Source organism: Alteromonas marina (assembly GCF_000808575.1).
Lineage (GTDB): Bacteria > Pseudomonadota > Gammaproteobacteria > Enterobacterales > Alteromonadaceae > Alteromonas > Alteromonas marina_A.
In genome coordinates this window covers 137,120-163,581 of the sequence record NZ_JWLW01000001.1, presented here as the reverse complement: position 1 = coordinate 163,581, position 26,462 = coordinate 137,120, and the positions used below count along the sequence as shown (strand labels likewise).

At 44.1% G+C, this 26,462-nt stretch carries 17 protein-coding genes; 9 read left to right on the top strand and 8 right to left on the bottom strand.

The window, feature by feature from the left end:
• Positions 1-29: 29 nt before the first annotated feature.
• From RJ41_RS19450 to RJ41_RS00680, 6 genes are all read right to left on the bottom strand, one after another.
• Complete coding sequence (locus RJ41_RS19450; protein WP_052235374.1) at positions 30-1,394, bottom strand: methyl-accepting chemotaxis protein; 1,365 nt, start codon at positions 1,392-1,394, stop codon at positions 30-32.
• A 110-nt stretch (positions 1,395-1,504) separates the two neighbouring features.
• Entirely contained in the window at positions 1,505-2,017 is a 513-nt protein-coding gene (locus tag RJ41_RS00700; RefSeq protein ID WP_039216277.1) for a PAS domain-containing protein, read from the bottom strand.
• A gap of 131 nt (positions 2,018-2,148) precedes the next feature.
• A complete protein-coding gene (locus RJ41_RS00695) occupies positions 2,149-2,916 on the bottom strand; it encodes a 3-hydroxybutyrate dehydrogenase (RefSeq protein ID WP_039216276.1) in 768 nt (255 codons plus the stop codon).
• On the bottom strand, positions 2,909-3,979 hold the full coding sequence (locus RJ41_RS00690; protein ID WP_039216275.1) for an extracellular catalytic domain type 2 short-chain-length polyhydroxyalkanoate depolymerase: 1,071 nt from the start codon (positions 3,977-3,979) through the stop codon (positions 2,909-2,911). Before RJ41_RS00690 ends, RJ41_RS00695 begins: the two co-directional genes overlap by 8 nt.
• Positions 3,976-5,397, bottom strand: a complete 1,422-nt coding sequence (locus RJ41_RS00685; RefSeq protein ID WP_039216274.1) for an E22 family MetX-like putative esterase — start codon at positions 5,395-5,397, stop codon at positions 3,976-3,978. The genes RJ41_RS00690 and RJ41_RS00685 overlap by 4 nt, the downstream gene beginning before the upstream one ends.
• A 104-nt stretch (positions 5,398-5,501) precedes the next feature.
• On the bottom strand, positions 5,502-6,797 hold the full coding sequence (locus RJ41_RS00680) for a GntP family permease (protein WP_039216273.1): 1,296 nt from the start codon (positions 6,795-6,797) through the stop codon (positions 5,502-5,504).
• A 263-nt stretch (positions 6,798-7,060) separates the two neighbouring features.
• Here RJ41_RS00680 and RJ41_RS00675 point away from each other — a divergent pair, with 263 nt between their 5' ends.
• The 3 genes from RJ41_RS00675 (at position 7,061) to RJ41_RS00665 (ending at position 11,358) form a co-directional block, all read left to right on the top strand.
• Positions 7,061-9,439 (top strand): TonB-dependent receptor, encoded by a 2,379-nt coding sequence (locus tag RJ41_RS00675; protein ID WP_039216272.1) that lies wholly within the window; start codon positions 7,061-7,063, stop codon positions 9,437-9,439.
• A gap of 243 nt (positions 9,440-9,682) precedes the next feature.
• Positions 9,683-10,348: a response regulator transcription factor gene (locus RJ41_RS00670; RefSeq protein WP_039216271.1), complete on the top strand. Its 666-nt coding sequence runs from the start codon at positions 9,683-9,685 to the stop codon at positions 10,346-10,348.
• Between the two features lie 119 nt (positions 10,349-10,467).
• Positions 10,468-11,358, top strand: a complete 891-nt coding sequence (locus RJ41_RS00665; RefSeq protein WP_039216270.1) for an aspartyl protease family protein — start codon at positions 10,468-10,470, stop codon at positions 11,356-11,358.
• On the opposite strand, the gene RJ41_RS00660 is transcribed toward RJ41_RS00665, so the two are convergent.
• A complete protein-coding gene (locus tag RJ41_RS00660) occupies positions 11,359-14,799 on the bottom strand; it encodes a hybrid sensor histidine kinase/response regulator (RefSeq protein ID WP_039216269.1) in 3,441 nt (1,146 codons plus the stop codon). It lies immediately after the preceding gene.
• Positions 14,800-15,200: 401 nt separating this feature from the next.
• On the opposite strand from RJ41_RS00660, the gene grpE reads away from it, so the two are divergent.
• The 6 genes from grpE to RJ41_RS00630 all read left to right on the top strand — a co-directional run bounded on the left by grpE (position 15,201) and on the right by RJ41_RS00630 (position 25,257).
• Positions 15,201-15,824 carry a nucleotide exchange factor GrpE gene (grpE, locus tag RJ41_RS00655; RefSeq protein ID WP_039216268.1) on the top strand — a complete coding sequence of 208 codons (624 nt, stop codon included), beginning with the start codon at positions 15,201-15,203 and terminating at the stop codon, positions 15,822-15,824.
• 119 nt (positions 15,825-15,943) lie between these two features.
• Positions 15,944-17,872 (top strand): molecular chaperone DnaK, encoded by a 1,929-nt coding sequence (gene dnaK, locus RJ41_RS00650; protein WP_039216267.1) that lies wholly within the window; start codon positions 15,944-15,946, stop codon positions 17,870-17,872.
• A gap of 200 nt (positions 17,873-18,072) precedes the next feature.
• Positions 18,073-19,206: a molecular chaperone DnaJ gene (gene dnaJ, locus RJ41_RS00645; protein WP_039216266.1), complete on the top strand. Its 1,134-nt coding sequence runs from the start codon at positions 18,073-18,075 to the stop codon at positions 19,204-19,206.
• Positions 19,207-19,656: 450 nt separating this feature from the next.
• Positions 19,657-20,139 (top strand): c-type cytochrome, encoded by a 483-nt coding sequence (locus tag RJ41_RS00640; protein WP_039216265.1) that lies wholly within the window; start codon positions 19,657-19,659, stop codon positions 20,137-20,139.
• A gap of 759 nt (positions 20,140-20,898) precedes the next feature.
• A complete protein-coding gene (locus RJ41_RS00635) occupies positions 20,899-23,154 on the top strand; it encodes a GGDEF domain-containing phosphodiesterase (protein WP_240485698.1) in 2,256 nt (751 codons plus the stop codon).
• A gap of 198 nt (positions 23,155-23,352) precedes the next feature.
• Positions 23,353-25,257, top strand: coding sequence for a propionyl-CoA synthetase (locus RJ41_RS00630; protein WP_039216263.1), 1,905 nt, complete (start codon positions 23,353-23,355; stop codon positions 25,255-25,257).
• 150 nt (positions 25,258-25,407) lie between these two features.
• On the opposite strand, the gene RJ41_RS00625 is transcribed toward RJ41_RS00630, so the two are convergent.
• The gene (locus tag RJ41_RS00625) at positions 25,408-26,091 is read right to left on the bottom strand and encodes a cytochrome b/b6 domain-containing protein (protein WP_039216316.1); all 684 of its coding nucleotides are present in this window, start codon (positions 26,089-26,091) and stop codon (positions 25,408-25,410) included.
• Positions 26,092-26,462: the final 371 nt, after the last annotated feature.

Genomic DNA, 26,462 nt, shown 5'->3' with positions numbered 1-26,462 from the left:
ATTTTCGCTTTTACCTAGGCATGTTTTACTTAGTCGGTAAGCATGTCGCTAATGCAATGCATCACACCTTTACTGGCATTCTCGGCCACCCTTACTCTCTCGACAAGCTCATCTAAGATGGTGTCATCTTTCATCCAATCCATTCTTACAAGCTCGAAGGCCTCTTGTACCTGCTTGTGAACTTCTACATGATGGGCTTCTAGATTTTTATAGCCCTGCATGCGGCTGAAGCTTTGTTTTCCGGCATCACTGTAATACCATTTACCTAACCGGCAATTGAAGTGGTCTACACTAATTGCGTCTGCTTCTTCGCCAACACCGCCTTTTTCTAGTCCAATATAACCATTTTGCATGTATATGACATGATCTAGCTGAACCAGCGATGCGAATGCGCGATCTTTGGTTTGAGACATTAGTGTAATGGTTGATTGAGCCGCCGACGCTACATCATCAAAGTTGTGATGGAAGGTCTTTACTTCGTCGCCAATTTCCTTGGTTTGTTGGCTGACGTTTAGCGTATGGTGAACCATTGAATCAATTTGAGTTCTTAGCCCACTTATAATACCCGTGATTTCTTCCGTCGACGTCCGAGTTCGGGTTGCTAGATTGCGCACTTCATCTGCCACAACAGCAAAGCCTCTGCCCACATCACCAGCACGCGCGGCCTCGATAGCTGCATTCAGAGCAAGCAGGTTTGTTTGATCAGCAATATCACTAATTAATTTTATGGTTTCTGAAATCTTATGGCTTTGGGCTTCAAGCTCTCGTGCCGTTACTTCAACGGTGTCCATGCGTTCATTCACGTCAGTAATTGCATCGTTAATACCTGAAACCGTGTCGCGGCTTCTGTGGGCACCGTCTCTACTTTCAGTGGCAATGTCCAATACGTCATCCATTTTAGACGACAGTAAACTTAAGTCCGACTGACTATTTTTTAAATTAATTAATAAGTTCGAGGTGTTTAGCTGGTGAAGTTCGCTTAACAACCTATTTTGGCGGGAAAAGTTATCAGCATCTTCCATTCCTTTAATGGCGATATTGACGTTAGTCATCATTTTTCCAAATTCGCCTGGCATACCATCGGTTAAGCCCTTTCGAAAAAACTTTCGCTCACTCGTTGCATGAAAACTGTTAGAAAGCTCTTTGAAGTTTGATTCGATGATATCGAGAAAATCATTCAATGCCCATGCTACTTTGCCCACTTCACCAAGCCCTTTAGTGTTGGTAATTCTAACGTATGTATTTCCCGCGCGGGCTTGATCTAGCGTGCTTTCAATCGTACTAAGTGCTTTTAAGGGTTTCGCGTGATCTAACCACGCAATAAGTGCGAAACCCCACGTTAATATAGGTGCGAGCGCATTCGAAATGTTAAACCCGTATTGCCATAAGTTCATAGCGCTTATCAAGAGTGAGAGTAGCGCAAAAACGAAACAAGTAAGCGCGTATTTTTGCTGTATAAAAGGATAATTTTTGCTGGCGTGTTTTTGAGCGTTCACAAGGTTGCCTATCGATACTGTTGATAGTGTTTAAGAATAAATTCGTCGTAACTGGTGCCGGCTTTTTGTGCACAATAGTCGACCATCCATTGCCAACCTTTTTCAGGTGCACTTGCCCTGTCGCTCGCTAGCTCGATTTCTAGCATTTTTTTATAAATATCAACGATATCTATCAAGGCTTCCTTTGGAGCAACACGGCGAACAGAGTAATATCCTACAGGCCTTTGATTTTCAAAATCAGGCGTAACGTTAGCAAATACCCAATAGTAGTTCCCGTCGTAAGTACTGTTTTTAACAAAGCCAAAAAACTCCTCTTTGCTTTTCAACGTTTTCCACATGCCATAAAAAACGCCTCTAGGCATATCTTGGTGCCGAATTAGACGGTGGGGTTCACCAAGTAGTGCCGACTCAGGGTAGTTGCAAACACGCATAAACAGACGGTTGGCATACGTGATATGCCCGTTTAAATCTGTCTTGCTAACGATAATCTCGTCTGGGGAGAAATGGATTTCTTTAGTCATCAATACTGCCAACTAAAATATGTGAATTATTTTAGGCGCCAATGTATTGAAACTTTGAAAGAAGGTATTAGATGCAGATCAATAAAACGCTAAAACTCTCTGTCGAGAGCTTTAGTCTTTAGTATAGCTTGTTACCGAGCCGTCCATCCCCCGTCAAGCACCATAGTTTGCCCGGTTATATTACGGGCGCCGGGTGACATTAGGAAACTTGCGGTATCAGCAAGCTCTTCAACGCTCACAAATTGCTTTTTAGGCATGGGCTCTAACATTATCTTTGTGATTACCTCTTCCTCGGTAAGATTATTTTCTTTCGCCTGTGCAGCAATTTGCTTCTCCACTAATGGCGTTTTTACATAGGCGGGGCAAAGGGTATTGATAGTCACATCGCAGTCTCCTGTTTCAAGGGAAATGGTTTTTGCAAAGCCCAGCAGGCCGTGCTTCGCCGCTACATAAGCAGATTTATAGGGCGAGGCTACCAACGAGTGAATAGAGCCTACATTAATGATTCGCCCGTAATTTTGCTTACGCATGGCAGGTAAAAACGCTTGGGTTAACAGAGCTGGGCCAACAAGCATGATGTTTATAAGCTGCTGCCACTTATCTGCAGGGAAGTCCTCGATGCGTGAAACGTGCTGAATGCCGGCATTGTTTATAAGTACATCAACGGTGTGTTTCCCTAGTACCTCAGGTAGCGCTGCAACTTGCTCTGCATTGCATACGTCTACCGCTACTGCGCTGGCCGAGCCGTCTAAATGTGCAAGTTTAGTTACAGCTTCTTTTGCTGCCTGTTCGTTTATGTCGGCGATGATCACATGGTGCCCTTGTTTCACCATTGACTCAGCAATGCCAAAGCCAATGCCGCTTGCTCCACCCGTGATAAATATTGTGCGCTTAGTCATTGTTACTTCCGTTGGATTTATTTAGTGAAGGTGCACTATTTAATGAAAACAGCAGCTGTTTTACTGCGTTTATTTGTGCGCCGTCCCTGTTGGCGTAATCGCCAGAGGCATAGCCCCACCAATCCCAACAGCCTTGCGGATTTAACGGCATGAATAATGACTTTTTAGTTTGCGGATAAAGCACAACGATATTGTTGTCATCAGCCCATTCATTCAGCCCTGTTTGGGTAGTGTAGGCATCGCCAACGGCATCGGCATACTGGTTACAGCCGTGGAAACTAATATGGGCTCTGCATGGCTCGCCTTGTGCACAGCTTTCAGGCACATACACAAAGCCTTCACTTGCTAATGTTTTGGCATCGCCACCCGCTATTTTTTGCTGATCAATTGAATGAATTTGCCCTGATAGTGACTCGTCGGGTGTCGAAACATCTTCAACAAGATGAGAGAGCATGGCACCTGCTGCATCGTAGTCGCAGTTTCCAATGAAGGGGCTCTCTGATTTCATGCAGTTAACCCCATTGTTTTTGGTGGGAAAGAGGTGTGCCATCGGCTTGTCATTGATATAGGTAATATTTTGCGTGTCTGTCCACAATTTATATTGCTCAAATAATAAATCGCTTACTGGTGCAATCACTCTAGTGTCTTGCGTACCGTGAAAAAGCCAGACTTTTGCGTCTTTCATATTGGAAAGCGACGCAATTTTTCCTTCAGTTTCATACTGTTTAGCTTTTTCATTCAGCGCTTCAAGGTTAATTTCTCCCTCTACCTTGTTCACGCACTGTGCCAGGGCAGTGGTTATATCACCTTGTGCACAGAAGTACGGGCCACCAGCAATAACGCCAACGCCTTTTACCCAGTCGCTGTGTGCTAATTGAAATTGTGTTGCCATGTAACCGCCTGACGATAAGCCAGATACGGTAACGTTCTTTAAATCAATGGTGAGTGAAGGGAGCGCGTCTTGCGCCGATGAATCGTTACCGAATACCGGTACACTAACGGCAAGTGCGCTTAATACAGACAGACAAAGCGCGTGGCGTAAAAAGGGGGTAGATTTCATCATTGCATTGCAGCCTTATCATTTTCTAAAAATTGGCGAATAGCCTGAGCTTGAGCGGATACATTGGTCACGCCTTCTAAATGACCTAATTTGCCATTTAGCGTAACCAATGTGCTGTCGTTATTCATTGAAGTTAAACCTTGGTGTGCACTTTGCGATAAGTAGGGCATAAGAAGCAAATCAGTTTGGGCTGGAATAAACAGCGTTTTCGCCTTTATCGACGCCAGCCCTTGCTCAAGATTACCTTGATGCCCAGCAACGAAGAGCTGGCAAGCTCGAACCAAGTATAAAAGGTGGTTTGCGTCCATGGATTTTGCCCGGGTCTTTGCTCGCTCACGCAGCCAGTTCACAATACTGTGTGATTGACGTATGTCATTAAGCGGCGCCGACTCAACATTTTTATACCCTAACGTGTTGCCGGTTAGGTTGAAAAAAGAAGGGGTAAGGGCATTTTGCGTAATTAACATGAGCGAGGCAGCTAAGCCATTAAGAGGTGCTTGTTCTTTGGAATAAGCGCCGTTGTTCCAGTTTTTATCTAGAGTGATAGGCGTTGCCCAGTGTTCCAATGCCGCGGTAGTCCATGCATCGCTTTGACCTGCGCCGATAACTGAAATCATACGTTCAACCCAGTCTGGGTAAGCGCTCGCCCAATCGATAGCTTGCATAGAGCCCATAGAAGGCCCAATAACCGCATACAGTTTGCTAATGTCTAAACTTTCGAGAAGTGCTTTTTGAACATTGACAAAGTCACGTATTGTCACGACGGGAAAGTCTAAGCCATAAGGTTTGCCTGTATCTGGATTTATTGACGTAGGACCGGTTGTAATAACGTGCGGGTCGTAAGCATTTAGATTGGCCAGCGTATCAACGCTTATTACATAAAAGCGGTCTGTATCAATCGCCTTGCCGGGGCCGATAATACTATCCCAGTAGCCTGGCGCTGGATCGTTTTCATCGTACTTTCCAGCTGCGTGGGAAGATCCAGAAAAATAGTGGGTAATCAGTATAACGTTACTCTTAGCATCATTTAGTGTTCCGTACGCCTCCCAGCCAACTTTTACGTTTTTAATTTGTTTACCACCAAAGGTTGTGAAATGAGGCATTTCAAAAATGCGTTTTTCTACCATCAGCGAAGCGCTTGACAAGGAAGAAACGGGCTCAGAAGTAGGTGCTTTTGAAGAACTGAGCAATGGCGATGTATCGTCGGAGACGCCAGCAATGCTTTGGCAATGTAAAGTCAACATTAGTGTGGCAAATAATCCTACCAATGAGCGCTGCTTTTTAATTAAATACACCTCAACCAAATTTGCTGATGCTAACTGTTTCTGCACTCGTTGTGAGCCCGGCTGTTTAAATAGCTTGTTGATGCCTTTGCTCTTACTCCACACTAACGTGGAAGCAAGCGTCTTTTTCCAATTCATACTTTCTTATCCCTTTCTCTGGCTGCATTTTTAGATGGCAATGTTTTGCTAGAGTGACTTATATATCGTGCGGCCTTAGGCCATATCGTTGGCTTTGACTAATGCTACATAATGCTAAACAGGCCAATAGCCATGGCAAGGCCAATAACTGGCACCACAACAGTTAGCGCACCAACCGCCCAGTAGGCAGCCTGATGGGTTTCGTTACAAATGGCGCGTATGGTAGTAACCACATAGCCATTGTGAGGTAACGAATCTAGTGCGCCTGATGATATAGACACAATTCTATGTAGCTGTTCTGGCTCTACGCCTTGGTCAAGGTAATGCGGAGCCACCAAGGGTAAGGCAATGGCTTGTCCGCCCGATGCACTTCCTGTTAACCCTGCAATCACGCTTACGGCAATGGCGGCACCAATAAGCTCGTTACCAGGAATTTGGGTCATAAGCGCTACGGTTGTTTGAAACGCTTCGGTGTTTTTTGCTATAGAGCCAAAACCTACAACAGCGGCGGTGTTACCGATGGCGATCAATGCGCCGGTGGTACCCGCATTTATGGCAACCGGTAAACTGTGAAAATGTTTGTAGTTAATAGCCAGCAAACACAGTACGCCGCCGCCTAACGCCAGAATAAGCGCCAGCTGAGCGAGTTCTTCATGGAATAGAAACGAAATGACTAACACCACGACTAACGGCACAATTCCGGTAAGCGGGTGGGGTAGCGCTCTGTCTCGCACTTCAGGGTCGCTTGCTCTGGCTTCAAACACCTCGCCGTTATTAACGGCTTTTCTGATCATCTTAGCCAGCCACCAGTAACCGAAGCATGCCATGAATATGGCGACGACAAGGCTAACTTCCCACGCGGCAAAAGGGGAGGTGCCCAAATACTTTATAGGGATCCAGTTTTGGATTTCTGGCGAGCCCGCGGAGGTCATCGTAAATGTTACCGACCCGAATGCCATGGCAGCAGGTATGAAGCGACGGGGTAGGTTGGCATCTTTAAACAAACTTACCGCCATAGGATAAACAGAAAACGCTACCACAAACACGCTTACACCACCGTAGGTCAAAATAGCGCAAGCTAGCACAACAGCTAATACAGCACGCTTGTAACCAATTTTGGTGATGATCCAGCGAGAAACAGCATCTGCTGCGCCTGTGTCTTCCATGAACTTACCGAATAACGCACCAAGTAAAAACATGAAAAACCAAGAGGCGATAAAGCCAGAGAAACCGCTCATATAGGTTTGAACGAAGTTCACGTCGCCGGTGAAGACGCCGATATTATTGGTAGTGGCAACGACAAGCGCACACAAAGGTGCAGCAATAAAGAGGTTCATTCCGCGTATTGTCAAAACAATAAGCAACAACAGACCGCCTACTAAGCCAATCATACTTAACATAGTTATTATTCCTTAAAAAATCTGTGACCGCAGATGATCCGAAACAGTTAAGTCGATTAAAGATTTGCTTACACTCAAAACCAAAAAGTGTATACAAATCAGATAAAAAGCGTTCATAACAGACATAAAGTTTGACGTTACTTTTATCAAAATCCCATAGTACGATGGTACTACATACTATTAACAATTAATTAACTAAAGTGATTTTGACCGTAGGCAATATATCCGGCAGTGACCAGAACTTAGAACAACAAGGACTCACTATGTCTCAATCAATACACACAAATGGCTTGGTTTTACCCTACCAATCACATTCAGCCTCTGTTAGCACAGTAGAACGCAAAAGCGATTCAGTTAAGCACCCCATGCACAGCCTTTGTGCCCTAGCGGTGGCTAGCGTTTTAAGCACAGCGCCAGTATTTGCTCAGGATAGTCAAGCCAATGCCGATGCCGAAGCGCAAAAAGGAAAATTAGAACGTATTGAGGTGACAGCGCGAAAAACTGTAGAGTCGCTACAGGAAACGCCGGTAGCTATCACGTCTATTGGTGCGGTTGAACTTGGAGAAAAAGGGATTAGCGTGCTGACTGAAGTGCAGCAGTTTTCGCCCAACACTACGCTACAAACCAGTCGCGGTACCAATTCCACTTTGACGGCATTTATTCGCGGATTGGGTCAGCAAGACCCGCTTTGGGGCTATGAACCAGGAGTGGGTATTTATGTTGACGATGTTTATATTGCTCGCCCACAAGGGGCCGTACTTGATTTGTTAGACGTACAGCGTATTGAGGTGTTACGTGGCCCGCAGGGGACGCTTTACGGAAAGAATACGATTGGTGGCGCGGTTAAATACGTTACGAAAGAAATGACCGGCGATACGCAGATGAACGTTGAAGCTACGGTAGGTAGTTACAGTCAGCGTGATATCAAAGTGACAGGTCAAATACCATTGATTGAAGACACGGTGTATCTAGGCGTGGGTTATGCCAACTTAAACCGCGACGGCTTCGGTGAATATCTGTTAAGCGCGTTGCCCAATCAAGATAAAGAGAACTATAACAAAGATCTTTGGGCAGCCCGTGTGACACTTGAAGTTCATCCAAGCGAAGATTTATTTTTCCGCATTGGCTGGGATAAAACCGAAGATACATCAAATGCGAAAGGCGGCTATCGTTTAATTCCCAGTATTTTAACAGATGCTCCCGTGCCTGATTCGGTTTTCGATTCTTACACCAGTTTACCTACATGGAATAAAGTCGAGTTAGAAGGCTATAACTGGTTGGCACGATACAGAGTGAATGATGATTTAGAGCTTAAATATATTGGTTCGCATAGAGAGAGCTATTCACCTACCAACATTGATTTTGACAATACGCCTCTGCCTATTTTTGATGTACCGGCAGAGTATGACGACAATAATGATACTCACGAGATTCAAGCGAATTATACCGGGAACGCGTTTAGCTTAGTGTCAGGGCTCTATTTTTACGATGGTGAGAGTTGCGGTAATTTTGATGCCATTTTAGGTGTGTTAGGTCAATCGCTTGGTGCCTCAGGGTTAACGCGGGAAGTGACGGGTTGTAATAACTCAGAAAGCTGGGCTGCCTATGCGCAAATGAACTATGACGTAACCGATAAGCTATCGCTTTCGCTTGGTGCCCGATACACCGATGAAGAAAAGACCGCGTTTGTAAATAACGGTTTGGTATTCGCCAATGTTTATCCGTATACCGACTGGATTGATGGGTACGTGCGTCCCGACGGACAATTAGTACCTCAAGTACTTGGGACAGACACCGATGGCGATGACGTGTTAGACGCGCCAGCGGTAGAGAGTTGGTCGCGCTTTACCCCGAGAGTGGGCGTGGAGTATCAAATGGACCGCGATACCATGTTCTTCGCGAGCTATTCACAAGGCTTCAAATCGGGCACGTTTAACCCTCGTGCTCAGACTAACGAGCCTGGTGTTGAACCAGAAGTCGTTGACAGCTTCGAAGTGGGTGTGAAGAGTGACTTAACCGACGCACTTCGTATGAATATCACATTGTTCTCTTACGACCACAAAGATCGTCAGTATATCGGTGTAGAAGGGGATTTATCTGATCCAACAGCCCTCGACCAGCGACTGCGTAATGCTGCAGAAACGGCCGCAAAAGGCGCCGAGTTGGAGATGACGTGGGTAGCCACAGATAACCTTCAGTTTGACGTTGCTTACGGTTATATTGACTTTGAGATTAAGAAAAACAATGCAATCCCTCCGTTGATTGGTCTAGCAAGTACGCCAGAGAATACCTTTAATCTTAATGCCAACTACCTACTAGAAACGAGTTTTGGGGATATTACTTTCAATGCCAACTACTACTATCGCGATGATTATCTTATCTTTGAAACCAGCGATCTTATTCAACAAGATGCCTATGGTATGGTGAACTTAAGCGCGCGCTGGGAAAGCGTTGAAGGCGATTGGTATGCTGGACTACACGTCAAAAACCTGACCGATGAAGAGTATCTGGTTGGTGGTTATGACTTTGTCACGCAAGACGATGAAGGTAACTTCGGTCCGGGCCTTGGTGGCGATACGACACTTATCGGTTATTACGGTGACCCACGTACAGTTCACCTTACGGTAGGTTATCGATTCTAAACGGTATGTTCTGAAGAAGACCAGCAACACGTTTCACGCCTAGGCCATTGCGCTTAGGCGTGCTCACGTTTGCTCGACCTCTTTCGATTGTGTTGGCCGGCAGATATGTCGAGTAGTGAAGGGCGTGGTGCAGACCCTTACCCAATTACAGATACGCAATAACAGATACGCCAATAAGATTAACCTTTTTTTACCGGCGTGGTAGTATGTTGATTAACAAGGTAGTTACAAGTTGATAGCATTATGTCTGTGAAAATCTTGATTGCTGACGATCATCCTCTGTTCAGGGCTGCGATGTGCCATGCGTTAGCTAGTGTGGAGCATATCGAACTTGTAGAAACCTCCACGTTCCCCGATACGCTCACTAGTCTTGAAGAAAATGACGACATCGATCTGCTTTTCTTAGATCTTACTATGCCAGGCAATGAAGGGTTAAATGGCCTTGCTGAGGTACATGCGCTCTATCCTGATGTACTTGTTGTTGTTATTACCGCACAAGAAGAGCCTGATGTTATGGCAAAATCGTTTGCGTTAGGCGCAAGCGGTTTTATACCCAAATCAGCGTCAGTCGATTGCATTATTGACGCGGTAAATACGGTGTTAGACGGTGAAACTTGGATCCCAGCTTCAGTTCACAATGCATCAGCTACGATGCCAAATACCACTGCATCGAATGCGAATGGCCACTCTGGCCAAGATGATTTCACAACCCGATTAAAGCAACTTACCCCTCACCAACTTAAAGTGTTGCGAATGGTATCAGACGGCTTGCTTAACAAGCAGATTGCTTACGAACTGGCCATTTCTGAGTCCACCGTTAAACAGCATGTATCTGCAGTATTGAGAAAGCTTGGTGTTATTAACAGAACCAAGGCCGGTATCGCGTTCAAAAATGCAATGCATGTTTAGCGCTCTGATTGTATAAGTATTTATCGAATATTTTGTAGATATAGAAGTCGCAATAGTTATTTGTTAACATCGCGTCGAACATTCAAAAACAAAAATTATATTTAATAAAAAGGACTTTTATGAAGCGTTCTGCATTATTACTATCTTTATTTCTCCCTCTCTTTTGCCGCGCTGCAGCTACTCACTGGACTGACTTTACACTCGACAGAGGCCACGTATTTTTACCTGTAACCATAGAAGGTATAGAGTCTCGCGTTATGCTCGATTCCGGCGCGCAGATAAACAGTATTAATAAAGCGTTCATTGGAAAACATGACCTTGAGTTAGACGGCGGAAGAGCGGTCAAGATTCAGGGGGTATATAAAATTGAGAAGCGAAGCACATTTAATAATGTGAAAGTGAATATATTTGGCTCAGATTTCGAACTCGATAGCTTGGTTGAAGGAAACCTAGGCCATCATTCAAACGGGCTGCTTTTAGGGGCAAGCTTTTTTCAAAACTTCATTGTTCAATTAGACTACCCCAACAAAAAAATGAGACTGATAACTAGAGACAGCGTAAATATGTACGATGTGGCTAATGTTCGCACTGTGGTCCAGCAGGGGAGTGGTATGCCTATTGCGGAAATTGAAATTAACGGTAAAGCACATTGGCTTCTTATTGATACAGGTAATTCGGGATCACTGTTTGTTGACAGAAAAGTAGCGTCTAGAGTTGGTCTATTAGATAAAGTTGAGGCGGCGTCGGAATCTTTCGGAGTAAACGGTTCTGGTATTAATGAGTTTGCAACAGCTGACACTGTAAAATTTGGGCCGTACGAAATCAGTGATGTTAAAGTGAGTTTTCCAAGTGAAGGTCAAAAGACACACATAGAAAGCCAATACAAAGAGTTAGGAAGCAGACTCGGTGGTAAGAAAGTGGTTGGACTCATTGGTTACGACCTGTTAAAAGACTTCGTTATTACTCTGGAATATAGCACCGCGAAGATGCATATTGGATTGCCAGAGTAGTTAATTTTTAAGGCCTTGTTTCAATAGACGCTTCAGCGCGAGCGGCTTTACAGGTTTCGGTAAGTAAGCCATACCTAGTGAAGCCGCTTCTTCCCTTACTTTATGACTTCGATTAGCTGTTATGAGTAGCGTGAAATGGAACGAAAAGCCGTTTTGAGTAAGTAGGTCTGCGCACTCAATGCCTTTCTCACCTGCATTTAGGTGATAGTCTGCAATCAGTACGTCAAAGTTTTTTCTAGAGGGGAGTGTATCCCGCAGTCCTTTGACCCAGTGGACATCAGCTCCCCAATCTCCTAGTAACGAACGCATTGCTGCTGCGACTTGAGCATCATTTTCTATGAGTAATATAGAGCGGCCAAGTAAAAAAGCTGAAGGCGAATTTACATTCGCTTCAGATTGTTTTGACAGCTGAAAAGGTGAGGTATGGGCAATATTTTGGTGATTGTATGGCTTGGATGTATGCGCTAAATCTAGATGAATAGAGAAACAGCTACCTCTCCCAAGCGTTGATTCCAGTGATATTCGATGACCCAACAAGCGACATATCCGTTCGACTATTGTTAAACCTAAACCGATGCCTTCACTGCTATTTGGGTTATCTAACTGATGGAATTCACCAAAAATGTTTTGTTGCTCATCGGCGGCGATGCCATTACCGGTATCACAGACTACTATTCTTATCTTCTCAGACTTTTCAATGTTTTCGTTTGAACAAGCTCCTCTTCTTACACCGAGTACTATTTTTCCTGTTGATGTATAGCGAACTGCGTTGGACAGTAAATTTTGTACTACTCTTCTCAGTAAATTTTTGTCGCTATATACAAATAAACTTGAAGGTAAGTAGCTAAGTTTGATGCCTTTTTGCTCAGCAATGATGCTAAATTCTTGAGCCAATGAAGATAAGATTTCATTTAAAGGAAAAACGCTTTGTTGAACTTTTAACACACCAGCGTCTAGCTTGGTCATGTCCAGTAACATTGTAAGTATACTCTGGGCACTATCAAGCGAGTTGACGACTCCCTTAGACAGATCTGCTAATTCACCGCCTTGGGTTTTCTTACTGAGCATCGAGGCAAAAAGCGCCGCCGCATTGAAAGGCTGCATTAAGTCATGGCCGGCAGCTGCGAGAAATTTTGTTTTACTTTCATTTGCCAGCACTGCCTGACGTTTCGCCTCCTCTAACTCTGCAGTGCGCATAGCTACCCGTTCCTCCAACTCCAATTTTGAATTTTCGAGCTGTCGTTGAATCGCTATGTATTCTGTTATGTCACTGTAAGTAGTCACATATCCACCACCAGGCAGCGGAGCGCCATTTAATTCTATTACTTTTCCATTAGTTTGTTTTCTGATGAATTTATGGCGACTACCATCCAACATAAAATTAACGCGTTTATTAATTTCAGTCTGAATAGTGAAAGGTTCTGACTCTATGTTAAAGGAACTAAATAAACCGCGCTTGGCGTTATAGCTGAGTATTTCAGTAATGGGCATGCCCGCTTTAAGAAATCCCTTAGGATAGGCGAAGAGCTCTGTATATCTGTCATTCCAGGCTAGCAATTGTAGTTTTTCATCAAGTACACTTATACCTTGCTCAATGTTTTGCACTGACGATTGAAGTACCTCGTGGTTAAATTGAAATGACTGAGAAGCTTCTTCCACCCAGTCAACCAGTTCTGGAAAGCTATTGTTGCCTGTATCTGCGATGGCACCCAGTAATATACGAGCACTCGGTGCTCCTACTTGTGCGGCAAGCAACTTATTTACCCTGTCGATAAGCGCCTGACTGGCATAACCACTGCTAGCGGCGCGATTGACATCAACTGATAGCTGCTTAACAAGTTGAGAGTGCGTGGCACTTTCGAGTACACGTTCGGTGAGTGCAATTAAGTCCCTTACTTTTACCGGTAAACGAGGTGTGTCGTGATCTGTGGGGAGCGTATTATTTGGTTTAGTGCCACGTCTTGATGTAATCAATGCAACCGTGACGAATGTTAGGCAATTGGCCAATAAGGAAAAGGCAAAGCCCAAACCAAGCGCTTGGTCAGTGGGTGCAGGGTTGAAATAATAACTCGACAGTAAGCTTGGGTAGAGGAGGAATGCTGCCCAACATGTGAACCCTACCAACAAGGCGTAAATAGCTGCAGCTTTGTTGCTTTTCGACCAGTAAAGACCAAACATGAGTGAAGGCATGCACTGAGCTAACAATGCAATGGCAATAACGCCGCTTTTAACCAAAGGTGCAGCCTGACTGATATTCAAGTGATACCAGAGCGCAATACTCAGTACGACCACAACGGTAATACGACGTATAGACAGTATTTTGTTTGGCTGCATTGAACGATTGGGCGAAGTCTTTAGTCGCGCTTTTAGCCAAAGTGGCGTGACAACATTGTTCGAGATCATTATTCCCAGCGCCAAGGTTGCAACAATCACCATGCTGGTGGTTGCAGAAAGACCTCCTATGAAAGCAAATGACGATAGCGCGATATTTTCAGCATGTAAAGGTAGGGCAAGCACATACGCATCAGAGCTCGTATCCACTGGCAACAGCATTTTTCCTGCCAGTGCAATAGGAATAATAAAAAGGGTCATGCCAAATAAATAGAGGGGAAATAGCCACCTTGCTGTTCTAAGCTCCCCCTCACCGTTCTGCTCAACGAAGTTCATATGAAACTGTCGTGGCAAAACGAACATAGAGCAAACGCCCAAAACAACATGAGAGACATAAACCCAGGGGGCGCTATCAGCATAAATGACTTCTCGAGCACTCGCATTTGAAGCGGCGTTAGACACCAAATCCAACACGCCATCGAACAGATAAAAGCAAACGTAAACACCTACAGCGCACAGGGCAACAAGCTTTATAACCGATTCAAACGCTATAGTAAGTAGCAGACCGGGGTGTTTGTCGGTCAAGTTGAGTGTACGGGTACCGAAGATAATGGCAAATAATGCGAGCAAGATAGCTACGTAGATACTTAACCATGGCGTGCTTGTATGCGCGTCGTCAGTCAACAAATTTATTGATTTCGTAATGGCGTCTAACTGCAGGGCGATGTAAGGCACTACACCGAAAAAACACAGTAAAGTGATAAGTGCAGCAATCAAGTGGGAGTGCTGATACTTAAGTGAGATGAGGTCTGCTAAAGAGCTGATGTTGTGTTGTTGACACAGTCTGCTTATATGAAGCACGACAGGAAACGCAAATGCCATAGTCAGCATAATCCCTAAATAAGTAGGGATAACTGCCCAGCCATATTGTGCTGCTTGCGAGGTAGTACCGAAAAATGCCCAAGATGTACAATGCACCCCCAATCCAAGACTGTACAGTATTGGATGTTGCTGATTGTCACGTAAACGCTTATCGCCCCAAAATGCTAAAGCGAAAAGTGCGAGGAGGTAAAAACCAACAATAATGCCAACCGTCCAAATACTTAGCATAGATATTCCGTGTCGTAGCGCTCGATGAGTTGAAATGGAAGTAGTGCGCTTTTCTCTGGAAATTACATTAACACGGTTTTTACACTCGTCACAGGTTCATGGAACAGGGCAGTAAATATTGTAGCTCTCTGGGCAAGTAATAGGTTTAATGGCGGGTTGATATGAACCGCATTTGAGCCGGAGTTAATATACCTAGGTTGAGCTTGGCGTTAGCGAATTACCATGAGTACGTTAGTCTCATTTCCCTTCTTATAAATTTTTTAGCATTACATCCACAAAAATATTGTGGATACCCTTGAACACCTTAAATCAAGCCCCATAACTAAGCGCAACAGACTTATTCCCAATAATTTTATCATTGTTGGGCAATGCCTAATTAAGAAAAACGTTTGGAGGTAGGCATGAGCGATAATCGCGACGTGCAGGCAGAACAAGAAAATACAGTTGATCAAACTGTTCAAAATGCTGAAGAAGCGCAAGTTGAAGCGCAAGAAACAGAAGGCGTAGAGCTTGATGAAAATGCACAACGCATTTATGAGCTAGAAACAGCGCTTTCTGAGGCGCAAGCAACCATTAAAGAACAGCAAGATGGTGTGCTTCGCGCGCGTGCAGATGCTGACAACGCACGTCGTCGTGCTGAAGGTGAAGTAGAAAAGGCGCGTAAATTTGCCCTTGAACGCTTCGCTGGTGAGTTGCTACCGGTTATCGACAACTTAGAACGTGCTATCGAAATGACCGATGCTGACAATGAAGCGGTTAAGCCGCTTTTAGAAGGTGTGGAAATGACCCACAAAACTTTCTTAAGCACTATTGAGAAATTTGGATTAAGCCTTATTGATCCGCAGGGCGAAACCTTCAACCCTGACTTGCATCAGGCAATGTCTATGCAAGAAAGTGCAGACCACGAGCCAAATACGGTGATGGCGGTTATGCAAAAAGGTTATCAAATTAACGGCCGCTTGTTACGCCCAGCCATGGTTATGGTATCGCGTGCGCCAAGTGGTGGTGTGGACACGCAAGCGTAAGTCACGCTTTTTGCGATAAACACACAAAAATGTCAGTTTTTTTACTGACATCTATTGAAAAGGTCGGGGAATAACCCCACTAAAAGTACAGAATTAAGAAACTTTTTCGGAGACACGAAATGGGTAGAATCATTGGTATCGACTTAGGTACAACGAATTCATGTGTCGCAGTTCTAGACGGCGACAAACCTCGCGTAATTGAAAACGCGGAAGGCGATCGTACAACACCTTCAATCATCGCTTACACAAACGATGGTGAAACACTTGTAGGTCAATCGGCGAAGCGTCAGGCGGTAACAAACCCTGAAAACACTTTATTCGCAATCAAGCGTCTAATTGGTCGTCGCTTCCAAGATAAAGAAGTACAGCGCGACATCGACATCATGCCTTTCAAAATTGTAGGTGCTGATAACGGTGATGCATGGGTAGAAGCGAAAGGCGAGAAAATGGCGCCACCGCAGATTTCTGCTGAAGTACTTAAGAAAATGAAGAAGACTGCTGAAGACTATCTTGGCGAAGAAGTAACTGGTGCAGTTATTACTGTTCCTGCTTACTTTAACGACTCTCAGCGTCAAGCTACAAAAGATGCGGGTCGTATCGCAGGTCTTGAAGTTAAGCGTATCATCAACGAGCCAACTGCTGCTGCACTTGCTTACGGCATGGACAAAAAGCAAGGCGACAACGTTGTTGCAGTATATGACTTAGGTGGTGGTACGTTCGATATCTCTATCATTGAAATTGATGAAGTAGACGGCGAGCACACGTTTGAAGTACTAGCAACCAACGGTGACACACACCTTGGTGGTGAAGATTTCGATAACCGCGTTATCAACTACCTAGTTGAAGAGTTTAAGAAAGACCAAGGTATCGACCTTCGTAAAGATCCGCTTGCTATGCAGCGTCTTAAAGAAGCCGGTGAAAAAGCGAAGATTGAGCTTTCTTCTTCACAACAGACTGAAGTTAACCTGCCTTACATCACTGCTGATGCAACAGGTCCTAAGCACTTAGCTATTAAACTTACTCGTGCAAAACTTGAGTCTTTGGTTGAAGACCTAGTTAAGAATTCACTTGAGCCGCTTAAGCAGGCACTAGCTGATTCGGATCTTTCTGTAGGCGACATCAACGACATCATCCTAGTTGGTGGTCAAACACGTATGCCGCTAGTACAGAAGTACGTAACTGAGTTCTTTGGCAAAGAGCCACGTAAAGACGTAAACCCTGATGAAGCAGTTGCAGTAGGCGCAGCAATTCAAGGTGGCGTACTTTCTGGTGACGTTAAAGACGTGCTACTTCTAGACGTTACACCTCTGTCTCTAGGTATCGAGACAATGGGTGGCGTAATGACGGTACTTATCGAGAAAAACACGACAATTCCAACCAAGAAGTCGCAAACGTTCTCAACTGCTGAAGACAACCAGTCTGCGGTAACAGTACACGTACTACAGGGTGAGCGTAAGCAATCAAGCGGCAACAAGTCTCTTGGTCAGTTCAACCTAGAAGGTATTCGTCCAGCAGCACGCGGTGTGCCGCAAATCGAAGTAACATTCGACCTTGATGCTGACGGTATCCTACACGTGTCTGCGAAAGACAAAGACACAGGTAAAGAGCAGAAGATCACTATCAAAGCCTCTTCAGGCCTAAGCGATGAAGAAGTAGAAAAAATGGTAGCTGACGCGGAAGCGAATAAAGAAGCTGACAAGAAGTTTGAAGAGCTGATTCAAGCGCGCAACCAAGCTGACGGTATGGTTCACGCCACACGCAAACAGCTTGAAGAAGTTGGCGATGCACTAAGTGCAGAAGACAAAGCGCCGATCGAAGAAGCACTTTCAGCACTTGAAACTGCAGTTAAAGGCGAAGACAAAGCGGACATCGAAGCGAAAACGCAAGAGCTTATTCAAGCATCTAGCAAGCTGATGGAAGCGGCGCAAGCTCAACAAGCAGCAGCTGGTGGCGCAGAAGGTGCAGAGCAGCAAGCGTCTTCTGGTAAAGCAGACGATGACGTTGTTGACGCTGAATTCGAAGAAGTGAAAGACGACGATAAGAAGTAAACTGTTGTGTCAGGCCCGTTACCTAGCATGATAGCGGGCCGTATAAGCAGTTCAGGCGCATCAGGAATTTCTTGTTGCGCCTTTGTTGTGTAAATGACTTGGCTTTATTGAATGTGTGTTCAGGTTATTTTCACAACAGTCAGATGTAGATTCGATGAGCATAAAATGCTTGTCGACAAAAAGTAGGATATGTAAACGATATGTCGAAACGAGACTACTACGAAGTACTCGGGGTAGATAAAAGCGCAGGCGAACGCGAAATTAAAAAGGCGTACAAAAAGCTTGCGATGAAGTATCACCCTGACCGTACGCAAGGCGATAAAGCCCTGGAAGACAAGTTTAAAGAAATCCAGGAAGCCTACGAAATTCTGTCAGATTCGCAGAAACGTGCAGCATACGACCAATATGGCCATGCGGGTGTTGATCCAAACCGTGGCGGCGGTGGCTTCGGTGGTGGTGCCGATTTCGGTGATATCTTTGGCGATGTATTTGGTGATATCTTTGGCGGTGGTGGTCGCGGTGGACGTCAGTCGCGTGCTCGTCAAGGTTCAGACCTTCGCTACAACTTAGAGCTTACCCTCGAAGAAGCGGTTCGTGGCAAGAGTGTAGATATTCGCGTACCAACCTTGGTTGAATGTGATGTGTGTGATGGTTCTGGTGCGAAGAAAGGCTCTTCACCTAAAACCTGTCCAACCTGTCACGGTAATGGCCAAGTTCAAATGCGCCAGGGCTTCTTCGCTGTTCAGCAAACCTGCCCAACGTGTTCAGGTAAAGGCAAGATCATTGAGGACCCGTGTAACAGCTGTCATGGCCACGGTCGTAAAGAAAAGACCAAGACCCTTAACGTTAAAATACCAGCAGGTGTCGACACCGGTGATCGTATTCGTTTATCAGGCGAAGGTGAAGCCGGGGAGAACGGTGCACCTCCAGGTGATTTATACGTTCAGGTTCATGTTCGTGAGCATGACATCTTCAAGCGCGATGGCAATAACCTGTATTGTGAAGTGCCGCTAAGCTTCACCACGGCGGCCCTTGGTGGCGAGCTAGAAGTACCAACTCTTGATGGCAAAGTAAAACTGAAAATCAGCCCTGAAACGCAGACTGGCCGAATGTTTCGTTTACGCGGCAAAGGCGTTAAATCAGTGCGCAGTGGTGCCATGGGCGACTTAATGTGTAAGGTTGTGGTTGAAACACCAGTAAACTTATCATCTCGCCAAAAAGAGCTACTGCAGGAACTTGAAGAGTCTATGGGCAAAGCGTCAAGCAAGCACAGTCCAAAAGCACAAGGTTTCTTCGATGGTGTGAAGAAATTCTTTGACGACTTAACTAACTAGTTTCTTGTATTTATTAAGTTTCAAAAGCCCTCGTCTAGAGGGCTTTTTTGTATCTTAGTACCTCTTTTTCTGCACCCGCAATTTGTTAGTACGGTTTGCTTTGTAAATGAGAAAATATTAAGTGACTGTCCGAATCTGTACTTTTGAAAATATGTAATGGAGTTACACGCTGGTCGTGTAGAAATTGACTCTCTGAAAGTACACTTTTTTAAAGCAGAGTAAGTGACTGTCCAAACCTGTACTTTGTAAAGGTGAAGTAAGTGGGTGTCCCTTTTCCATTCGAATATATGTTGAAGATAGGATTACGCGCGGATAATCCCTTGAAAGCGTTTATTCACCGTTATATTTCTTGCGCTAAAACGAACTATTCGTCACGATAGGCTATAAGTAAAAGGTAAAATATCTGCAAGTGTAAAAGTAGATAACCAGTAATTAAAAAAGGGAACAGGCATGAAACTATTCAATAAAGCGATAATCGCAGTAGCAACCGTTGGTGCAGTGATTTCAGGTTCGGCGTTAGCTGAAGTAACGGAAGCTTCTTCTGAAAAGCACGCTAAAGCAGCAACGCAATATCGCCAAGCAGTTTTTCAATTGGTGCGCAGTAATATGGGGCCATTAGGTGGTATGGCGAAAGGTGCGCTACCTTTTGACGAAAGCGTAATGCAGACTAACGCTGTGCGCCTTGAGCAACTTGCCGATATGATGGGGGACTATCTCGCTGTCGACACGCGTAAGTTCGATGTAGAAACTGGCGCAAAAGACGTAATTTGGGATAATTTCTCAGATGTCGAAAAGAAAGTAATGGCGCTTAAAACTGCTGCGCAAGGTCTACAAGCGGCTGTTAAAACTGGTGATGAAAGTGCCTATCGCGGTGCTATCGGTAAAATCGGTGCAAGCTGTAAGTCTTGCCACGACGATTATAAAAAAGATTAACCTGTAGGTGCTGTTGAGCCTAAACCCATAGCGAGCCTCAACAGCACAAACCCTTCAAAAAGTACTTGGTGGTTTGCTAACTACCGAACGAGTTTACGTCAGTGCCATTCAATACAACCAACTTCTACTCTACTTCATTTCAATCTCTTTCTTTCAAAGAGTAAGACAGACATCGGCATAAATAAACTGCTGGAAATTTGTACTGCATTTGTCTATTTTTAAATACGAACAACGGACGTATAAATAGAACATAATCAACATAAATTTTTACCTACTATCGTTGTTAAACGATATTTCTTACCGTAGGTAATTCGTAACCGTTGAAAAATAACGAGGCGTTAAAGTGCCAATACTCATCAACTGCTTGGCTTTGAGCATGGTGTGAGCCCCTTCATTTACGCTGAAATTGACTTATTTCGAAGGATTGAATTGATGGATCTACGCAGTGAGCGCATGTTATCAACAATGCGCACAACGCAGTACAGCATTTCTGCGCTATTGACTGAAAGCAGGAATAATACAGAGTCATTGTGTATATTACTGGCTTCAGTAAACCCAAGCAGTGGTCGAGCAACAGTTATTGTAAGCGACAACGAACATTTGGCCATTGAGTCAACTCATATCGTTTTCCCATCGCACGCATTACTCATGCTACCCCTTACACCACTAAGTGCGCCTCTACCAGCTAGAGATTTCACATTACCTCAACCACTTGAGCGTTTTCGCGAACATTATGTTGTTCTAGCCACGATTAAAGATATGCAAAATGAAGTGGTGGGCGTTGTTTTCACGTTTGTTCTGCATAGTAACCTCACTGCACAGCAACATGCTTATGTTGATATTCTGCGTCAAAGAGTGGAAATAAACTATCTTTACGAACTAGCTAGACATCCATATTCAGATAAGCTGTCAGAGCAGCTATCGTTATTAGAAGAAGTCAGTGCTATTTCGAAAGTTGGGGCGTGGCAAATAGATAGATTTTCAGGCGCTTTTTCCTCGACGGAAATCATAAAAAGCTTATTGGGACTGGTGTACTCGAAAAGCATTAACTTACAAGATGTCCTTGATGTGATTTCTAATCACGATTTAGATGACCTAAAGCTGAAAGTGCTCAGAGCAATAAGGGGAAAGAGGCAATTTGAAAAATATTTCGATATTACTGATAAACAAGGGCGAAGAAAAAATATTAAGTTAATTGTATTTTTACAGGTTGAACGTCAAGTAAACTCAGCGCTAAAACTTACCCGTCTCTACGGTGTAGTTCAGGATGAAACCGAAACTCAACGGCTTTCTGATTCTCAACATAGCTACACTGACTATCTCACTAACCTATTAAATAGTATTGATAGTGCCGTACTTAGCGTCGACAAAAATGGCACTATTTTAACTGCTAATGAAAATGTAACTTCTCTTCTAGGCTTTGAGCCAGAAGAATTAATTGGTCAAGACATTAAACTCATTGCGACAAAAATTCAAAATGTCGGCGCGACTTCATATCTATTTAATTTAGATTCTGGGGTAAAACAATGTATTAAAGTTGGAATGATTAGCGAATGTTTGCGTCACAAAAACGGCAAACGAATAGCATGTGATGTGAATTTGAAGTCATGCTCAGTAGGCCCACAAGATTTGGTGGTAGTAAGCATTCGTAAAGTTTCGCACCTACTTACCGAAGTCGAACGCTTTAAGCAATTAGCGTTTTTTGAACCGTTAACAGGGTTGCCTAATTTGCATTACCTCGAGCGTTATCTTAGTGAAAGCAGTGCTAATTATTCCGCCGAAAAAGCCCTCTCTGTTTTCATCAAGGTCAGTATTGTTAACATTAAAGAATATGAAGATGCGTTTGGAGAGCCAACTGTCGATTACATCCTACGTATTATGGCTAGTCGGTTTGTGCGTGCCTTTGATGTAACAAAGCAATTAAATGTCAGTGTATTTAAATATGATCGCAAAGACTTTGTTCTTCACCTTTGTACTTGTTTAAAAGATGACAATGACGCAAAAAGTGCAGCTGAGAAGTGTGTTAACTTTCTCCGTGAAAATGTTTTAGTTCCCATTACTCTACATAACAGTGCATTGGCAATAGAAACACAAACAGTTAGCTGCGCTATACCTTCTAAGTATTTTTCATTGAAAAAAGTAAAAGAATTTTTATCGAGAAAGCCTGATAAAAAACGCAGTACTTATTTAGATGAAGAGAAAGAACACCTTTATTCGCATTTCAGTGCAAGCGACATAGACCGATATAACTATATACAGCAATCCCTAGGCAGAGCGACCGCTAATAATGAATTATTTATAGAGCTTCAGCCTCAATATAACGGCGCAGGAAGCCTTGTAAGCTCAGAAGTATTGCTAAGATGGAATCACCCACATCTTGGTATTGTCACGCCTTTAGAATTTATTCCGATTGCTGAACAAAATGAATCTATCGCCGACATCGGGCTATGGGTGTGTAATGAAGCCTGTAAATTGTTAAGCGAATGTCAGACTAAAAATATTAACACCAAACTATCGATAAATATAAGTGCGAAGCATTTGGCACGGGCTGACTTTGTCAGCAAGTTTGTAGCAATAGTTAATAGGTGGAGAGTGGAACACAAGTGTTTAACGTTAGAGTTGACTGAAGCGGCCTTGATTAAAGGCGTCAGCATAATACAGCGCCGAGTTAGAGATTTAGCACAGCAAGGCTTCTGTTTGTCTATCGACGATTTTGGTATTGGTGACTCAAACCTGAATTATTTACAAGACCTTCCCATAAACGAACTCAAGGTTGATAAAGTTTTTATCGAAGCTATAGAAGGGCGTAAAGAAAAAAAAGTAATGGTGACTAATATTTGCAACATGGCAAAGGCTTTAGAACTCGATACTGTAGCAGAAGGAGTTGAAACTACGGGGCAGTTAAACGAGGCTAAAGCTTGTGGATGTAGCGCGTTTCAGGGGTATTACCTTGATAAACCAATGAGTGTAGATGAGTGGCGAGGTAAAATTTGTGAATTACAACACCCGTTGTAAGGGAAAAGCTAATTATATGAGAGCAAGGCTCACCAAGGTTCAGGGCTGTTTTTCTAAGATAGAACGTTAGAACGTTGTTGTTTTAAAATGTTTAACTATATGTAAATCAAATTGTTACGCAGTATGCGCCATAAGTCTTATAAGCAGGCCTGATTAAACTGAAGTAGGGTATTTATAAACCCTACTCAGGACATGGTTATGACTTATAAAAAAGAATATATTGCTTCTACTCACCACCCCGACGAGTTTTGGTTAAAGCAAGCACGCAAGATAGCGTGGTTCACGCCTCCTCTAAAGGGATGTCAGAAAACGGATAATGGTTACTTTGAATGGTTTAAAGGTGGACAGCTCAATACCAGTTATTTGGCACTCGATCACCACGTCAACAATGGCCGTGGTGATAAAACCGCACTTATTTACGACTCACCTGTTACGCAAACTACCCAGCATTTTACTTACAACGAACTACTTACCGATGTTGCACAGTTTGCCGGAGGTTTGTCTCGCCTAGGTGTTAAAAAAGGTGATCGCGTAATTATTTATATGCCAATGATCCCTCAAGCTGCGATAGCAATGCTAGCTTGTGCTCGTCTAGGTGCAGTGCATTCTGTTGTCTTTGGCGGCTTTGCTGCAAATGAACTCGCTGTACGAATAGACGACGCGAAGCCAGTTGCTATCGTTACTGCATCATGCGGTATTGAGGGTAGTAAAGTACTACCTTATAAGCCACTTGTTGAAGAAGCGATTGAATTAGCTGAACACAAACCGCAGGCGTGCGTGTTGTTTCAAAGGGAACAACTCACCGCTGAATTAAATGAAAATATGGATTACGATTGGAACGCCCTAGTTAATGCAAGCGAGCCAGCTCCTCCTGTTAGTGTTGACGCTACAGACCCTTTATATGTTCTTTATACATCGGGCACCACAGGTAAGCCCAAAGGTGTGGTTCGAGATAACGGAGGCCATGCCGTTGCGCTGCACTACTCAATGGGTGCCGTTTACGGGATAGACGAGGACGATGTCTTTTGGGCGGCCTCCGATGTGGGTTGGGTAGTGGGTCATTCATATATTGTCTACGCGCCCCTTATCAAAGGCGCTACAACCGTACTGTACGAAGGTAAACCGATTGGCACCCCTGATGCGGGCGCATTTTGGAGGATGATAGAATCGCACAAGATAAATGTACTTTTCGCCGCACCTACAGCGTTCCGGGCAATTCGAAAAGCGGATCCGGACGCAGCGTTTCTATCCAAATATGACACGTCGAGTTTGCGCACTTTATTTATGGCAGGTGAGCGACTTGACCCTCCAACTTATTACTGGGCTAGCGAGAAAGTAGGTGTGCCCGTTATCGATCACTGGTGGCAAACCGAAACTGGCTGGCCTATTTGTTCAAACCCTATGGGGCTTGAACCGATGGAGACAAAGCCTGGTTCATCAAGTGTTCCGACGCCCGGATTTAACGTTAAGGTGCTGAATAGTGCCAATACACAACAAGCAATAGGTGAAAAAGGCGCTATTGCTATCAAATTACCACTCCCCCCGGGTTGCTTAACTACGATTTGGCAAGATCATCAGCGGTTTGTCGATGGCTACCTGCGAGAGTTCGACGGGTACTACAGCACGGGAGATAACGGATACGTAGATGAAGCGGGTTATGTATATATTATGGGCCGTACCGACGATGTCATAAATGTCGCAGGCCATCGTTTGTCTACTGGTGAAATGGAAGAAGTGCTTGCAGCGCACCCGGCCATTGCAGAATGCAGTGTTATAGGCGTTAACGATGCACTGAAAGGGCAATTACCCGTTGGTCTTGTGCTACTCAAAGATGGCGTTAATATTGATGAAAAAGCGCTTGAACAAGATCTCGTTCAGCGCGTTCGCGACAAAATTGGGCCAGTAGCCTGTTTTAAACGAGCGATCGTGGTTAACCGTTTGCCTAAAACCCGTTCAGGGAAAATACTTCGAAAACTACTGCGTCAAATTGCAGCCAATGAGTCTGTTGCTGTTCCTTCGACGATTGACGACCCATCAAGCGTAAAAGAAATAGAGTCGATAATGCGGGAAAAAGGCTTAGTCAATGAGACAAGTACAGTTTGATGTAAAAGTCTAACGTCAATAATAAAGGGGACTGACACTTTCCTTAACAAGACTAGGGGCGTTTGGCCCCTAGTCTTGTTAAGAGATAAGCGTCAAACTACACCTCTAATTGAGCTGTGTTGAGCGAATTGGGAATAAAGTACTTTTTACTTAATAGTAATATTCATCCACCTGTGGAGTTGGCGGGTATACTTCAATTGCTACATAAACGACAGCTGCACAGATAAGCGCAACAATTAGTGCGCGCAACAGCCGAGAGTCAGCGATGCCAGCAGTTTTTGACATTTTTTTGCCGTGCACCATGGCGGGAACCAATTTTTGCTTTTTATATACGCTGTAAAAAACAACTGCGCCTATGTGCAATGCGATAACATAAAGAAGCACGTCAAAAGCGAAATGATGAAGGCTGTTCATTAGTGCTAATGTATCTTCATTGGCTAACTGGCGATAGGGCCCGTCTAAGAAAATATCGTCAGTCATAAACAACCCTGATATGGCTTGTATGGCCACGAGTACAAGCATAACAATGACAAACCAGCCACCTAATGGATTGTGCCCCACAGCAGGCTCAGAATGTCTGCTAAATAGTGTTTTCACATAGTTCAAAACGGCTTTAGGGCCGGTTACAAAGCTACTGAATTTTGCGTGTTGTGTGCCAACTATTCCCCACAGAAGACGGAAAACAACGAGAAACAAGGTGAAATACCCTATATAGAAGTGCCACTGGACCTTGTTTTCAAGCCATTCAACCGTGGCGTATTGCGCTAAAAGGCTCGCTACAATAAGCCAGTGAAAAAGCCGGGTGGGAATATCCCATATAAGAGTTTTTTGCATAGTAAATTTAGTTGGGTTGTATTCTGACTTATCCACACTTGCCGTTCAGCGGTGACGAATAAGTACTCGGTCATCTGTTAATTGCCATAGCGTCGCTTAACTTACTCTATAAAACAAGTAGGCCCAACGGCAGAAAACCTCTGTTTGTCTTAGTGTTGCAATTAGGACATGTTGATCTCTGCATCAAAAATGCGCAGTAAAGCTCAACATGTCCTAAGCATCGTGTACTGAATTTTTTTTTACATCCGAGGCTGAAGTTTTGGCAAAGAACTATGCAGATTGGTAGTAGTTAAATCTTACCGATTCCTTGTTATGCCTATTTAATATGAATCTCACATTGCAATAGTGACGGCATTTGGCAAAATGCCCGA

Coding starts and splice junctions, on each gene's coding strand:
- RJ41_RS19450 (WP_052235374.1), bottom strand. CDS start 1,394: ATGAACTTATGGCAATACGGGTTTAACATTTCGAATGCGCTCGCACCT.
- RJ41_RS00700 (WP_039216277.1), bottom strand. CDS start 2,017: ATGACTAAAGAAATCCATTTCTCCCCAGACGAGATTATCGTTAGCAAG.
- RJ41_RS00695 (WP_039216276.1), bottom strand. CDS start 2,916: ATGACTAAGCGCACAATATTTATCACGGGTGGAGCAAGCGGCATTGGC.
- RJ41_RS00690 (WP_039216275.1), bottom strand. CDS start 3,979: ATGATGAAATCTACCCCCTTTTTACGCCACGCGCTTTGTCTGTCTGTA.
- RJ41_RS00685 (WP_039216274.1), bottom strand. CDS start 5,397: ATGAATTGGAAAAAGACGCTTGCTTCCACGTTAGTGTGGAGTAAGAGC.
- RJ41_RS00680 (WP_039216273.1), bottom strand. CDS start 6,797: ATGTTAAGTATGATTGGCTTAGTAGGCGGTCTGTTGTTGCTTATTGTT.
- RJ41_RS00675 (WP_039216272.1), top strand. CDS start 7,061: ATGTCTCAATCAATACACACAAATGGCTTGGTTTTACCCTACCAATCA.
- RJ41_RS00670 (WP_039216271.1), top strand. CDS start 9,683: ATGTCTGTGAAAATCTTGATTGCTGACGATCATCCTCTGTTCAGGGCT.
- RJ41_RS00665 (WP_039216270.1), top strand. CDS start 10,468: ATGAAGCGTTCTGCATTATTACTATCTTTATTTCTCCCTCTCTTTTGC.
- RJ41_RS00660 (WP_039216269.1), bottom strand. CDS start 14,799: ATGCTAAGTATTTGGACGGTTGGCATTATTGTTGGTTTTTACCTCCTC.
- grpE (WP_039216268.1), top strand. CDS start 15,201: ATGAGCGATAATCGCGACGTGCAGGCAGAACAAGAAAATACAGTTGAT.
- dnaK (WP_039216267.1), top strand. CDS start 15,944: ATGGGTAGAATCATTGGTATCGACTTAGGTACAACGAATTCATGTGTC.
- dnaJ (WP_039216266.1), top strand. CDS start 18,073: ATGTCGAAACGAGACTACTACGAAGTACTCGGGGTAGATAAAAGCGCA.
- RJ41_RS00640 (WP_039216265.1), top strand. CDS start 19,657: ATGAAACTATTCAATAAAGCGATAATCGCAGTAGCAACCGTTGGTGCA.
- RJ41_RS00635 (WP_240485698.1), top strand. CDS start 20,899: ATGCAAAATGAAGTGGTGGGCGTTGTTTTCACGTTTGTTCTGCATAGT.
- RJ41_RS00630 (WP_039216263.1), top strand. CDS start 23,353: ATGACTTATAAAAAAGAATATATTGCTTCTACTCACCACCCCGACGAG.
- RJ41_RS00625 (WP_039216316.1), bottom strand. CDS start 26,091: ATGCAAAAAACTCTTATATGGGATATTCCCACCCGGCTTTTTCACTGG.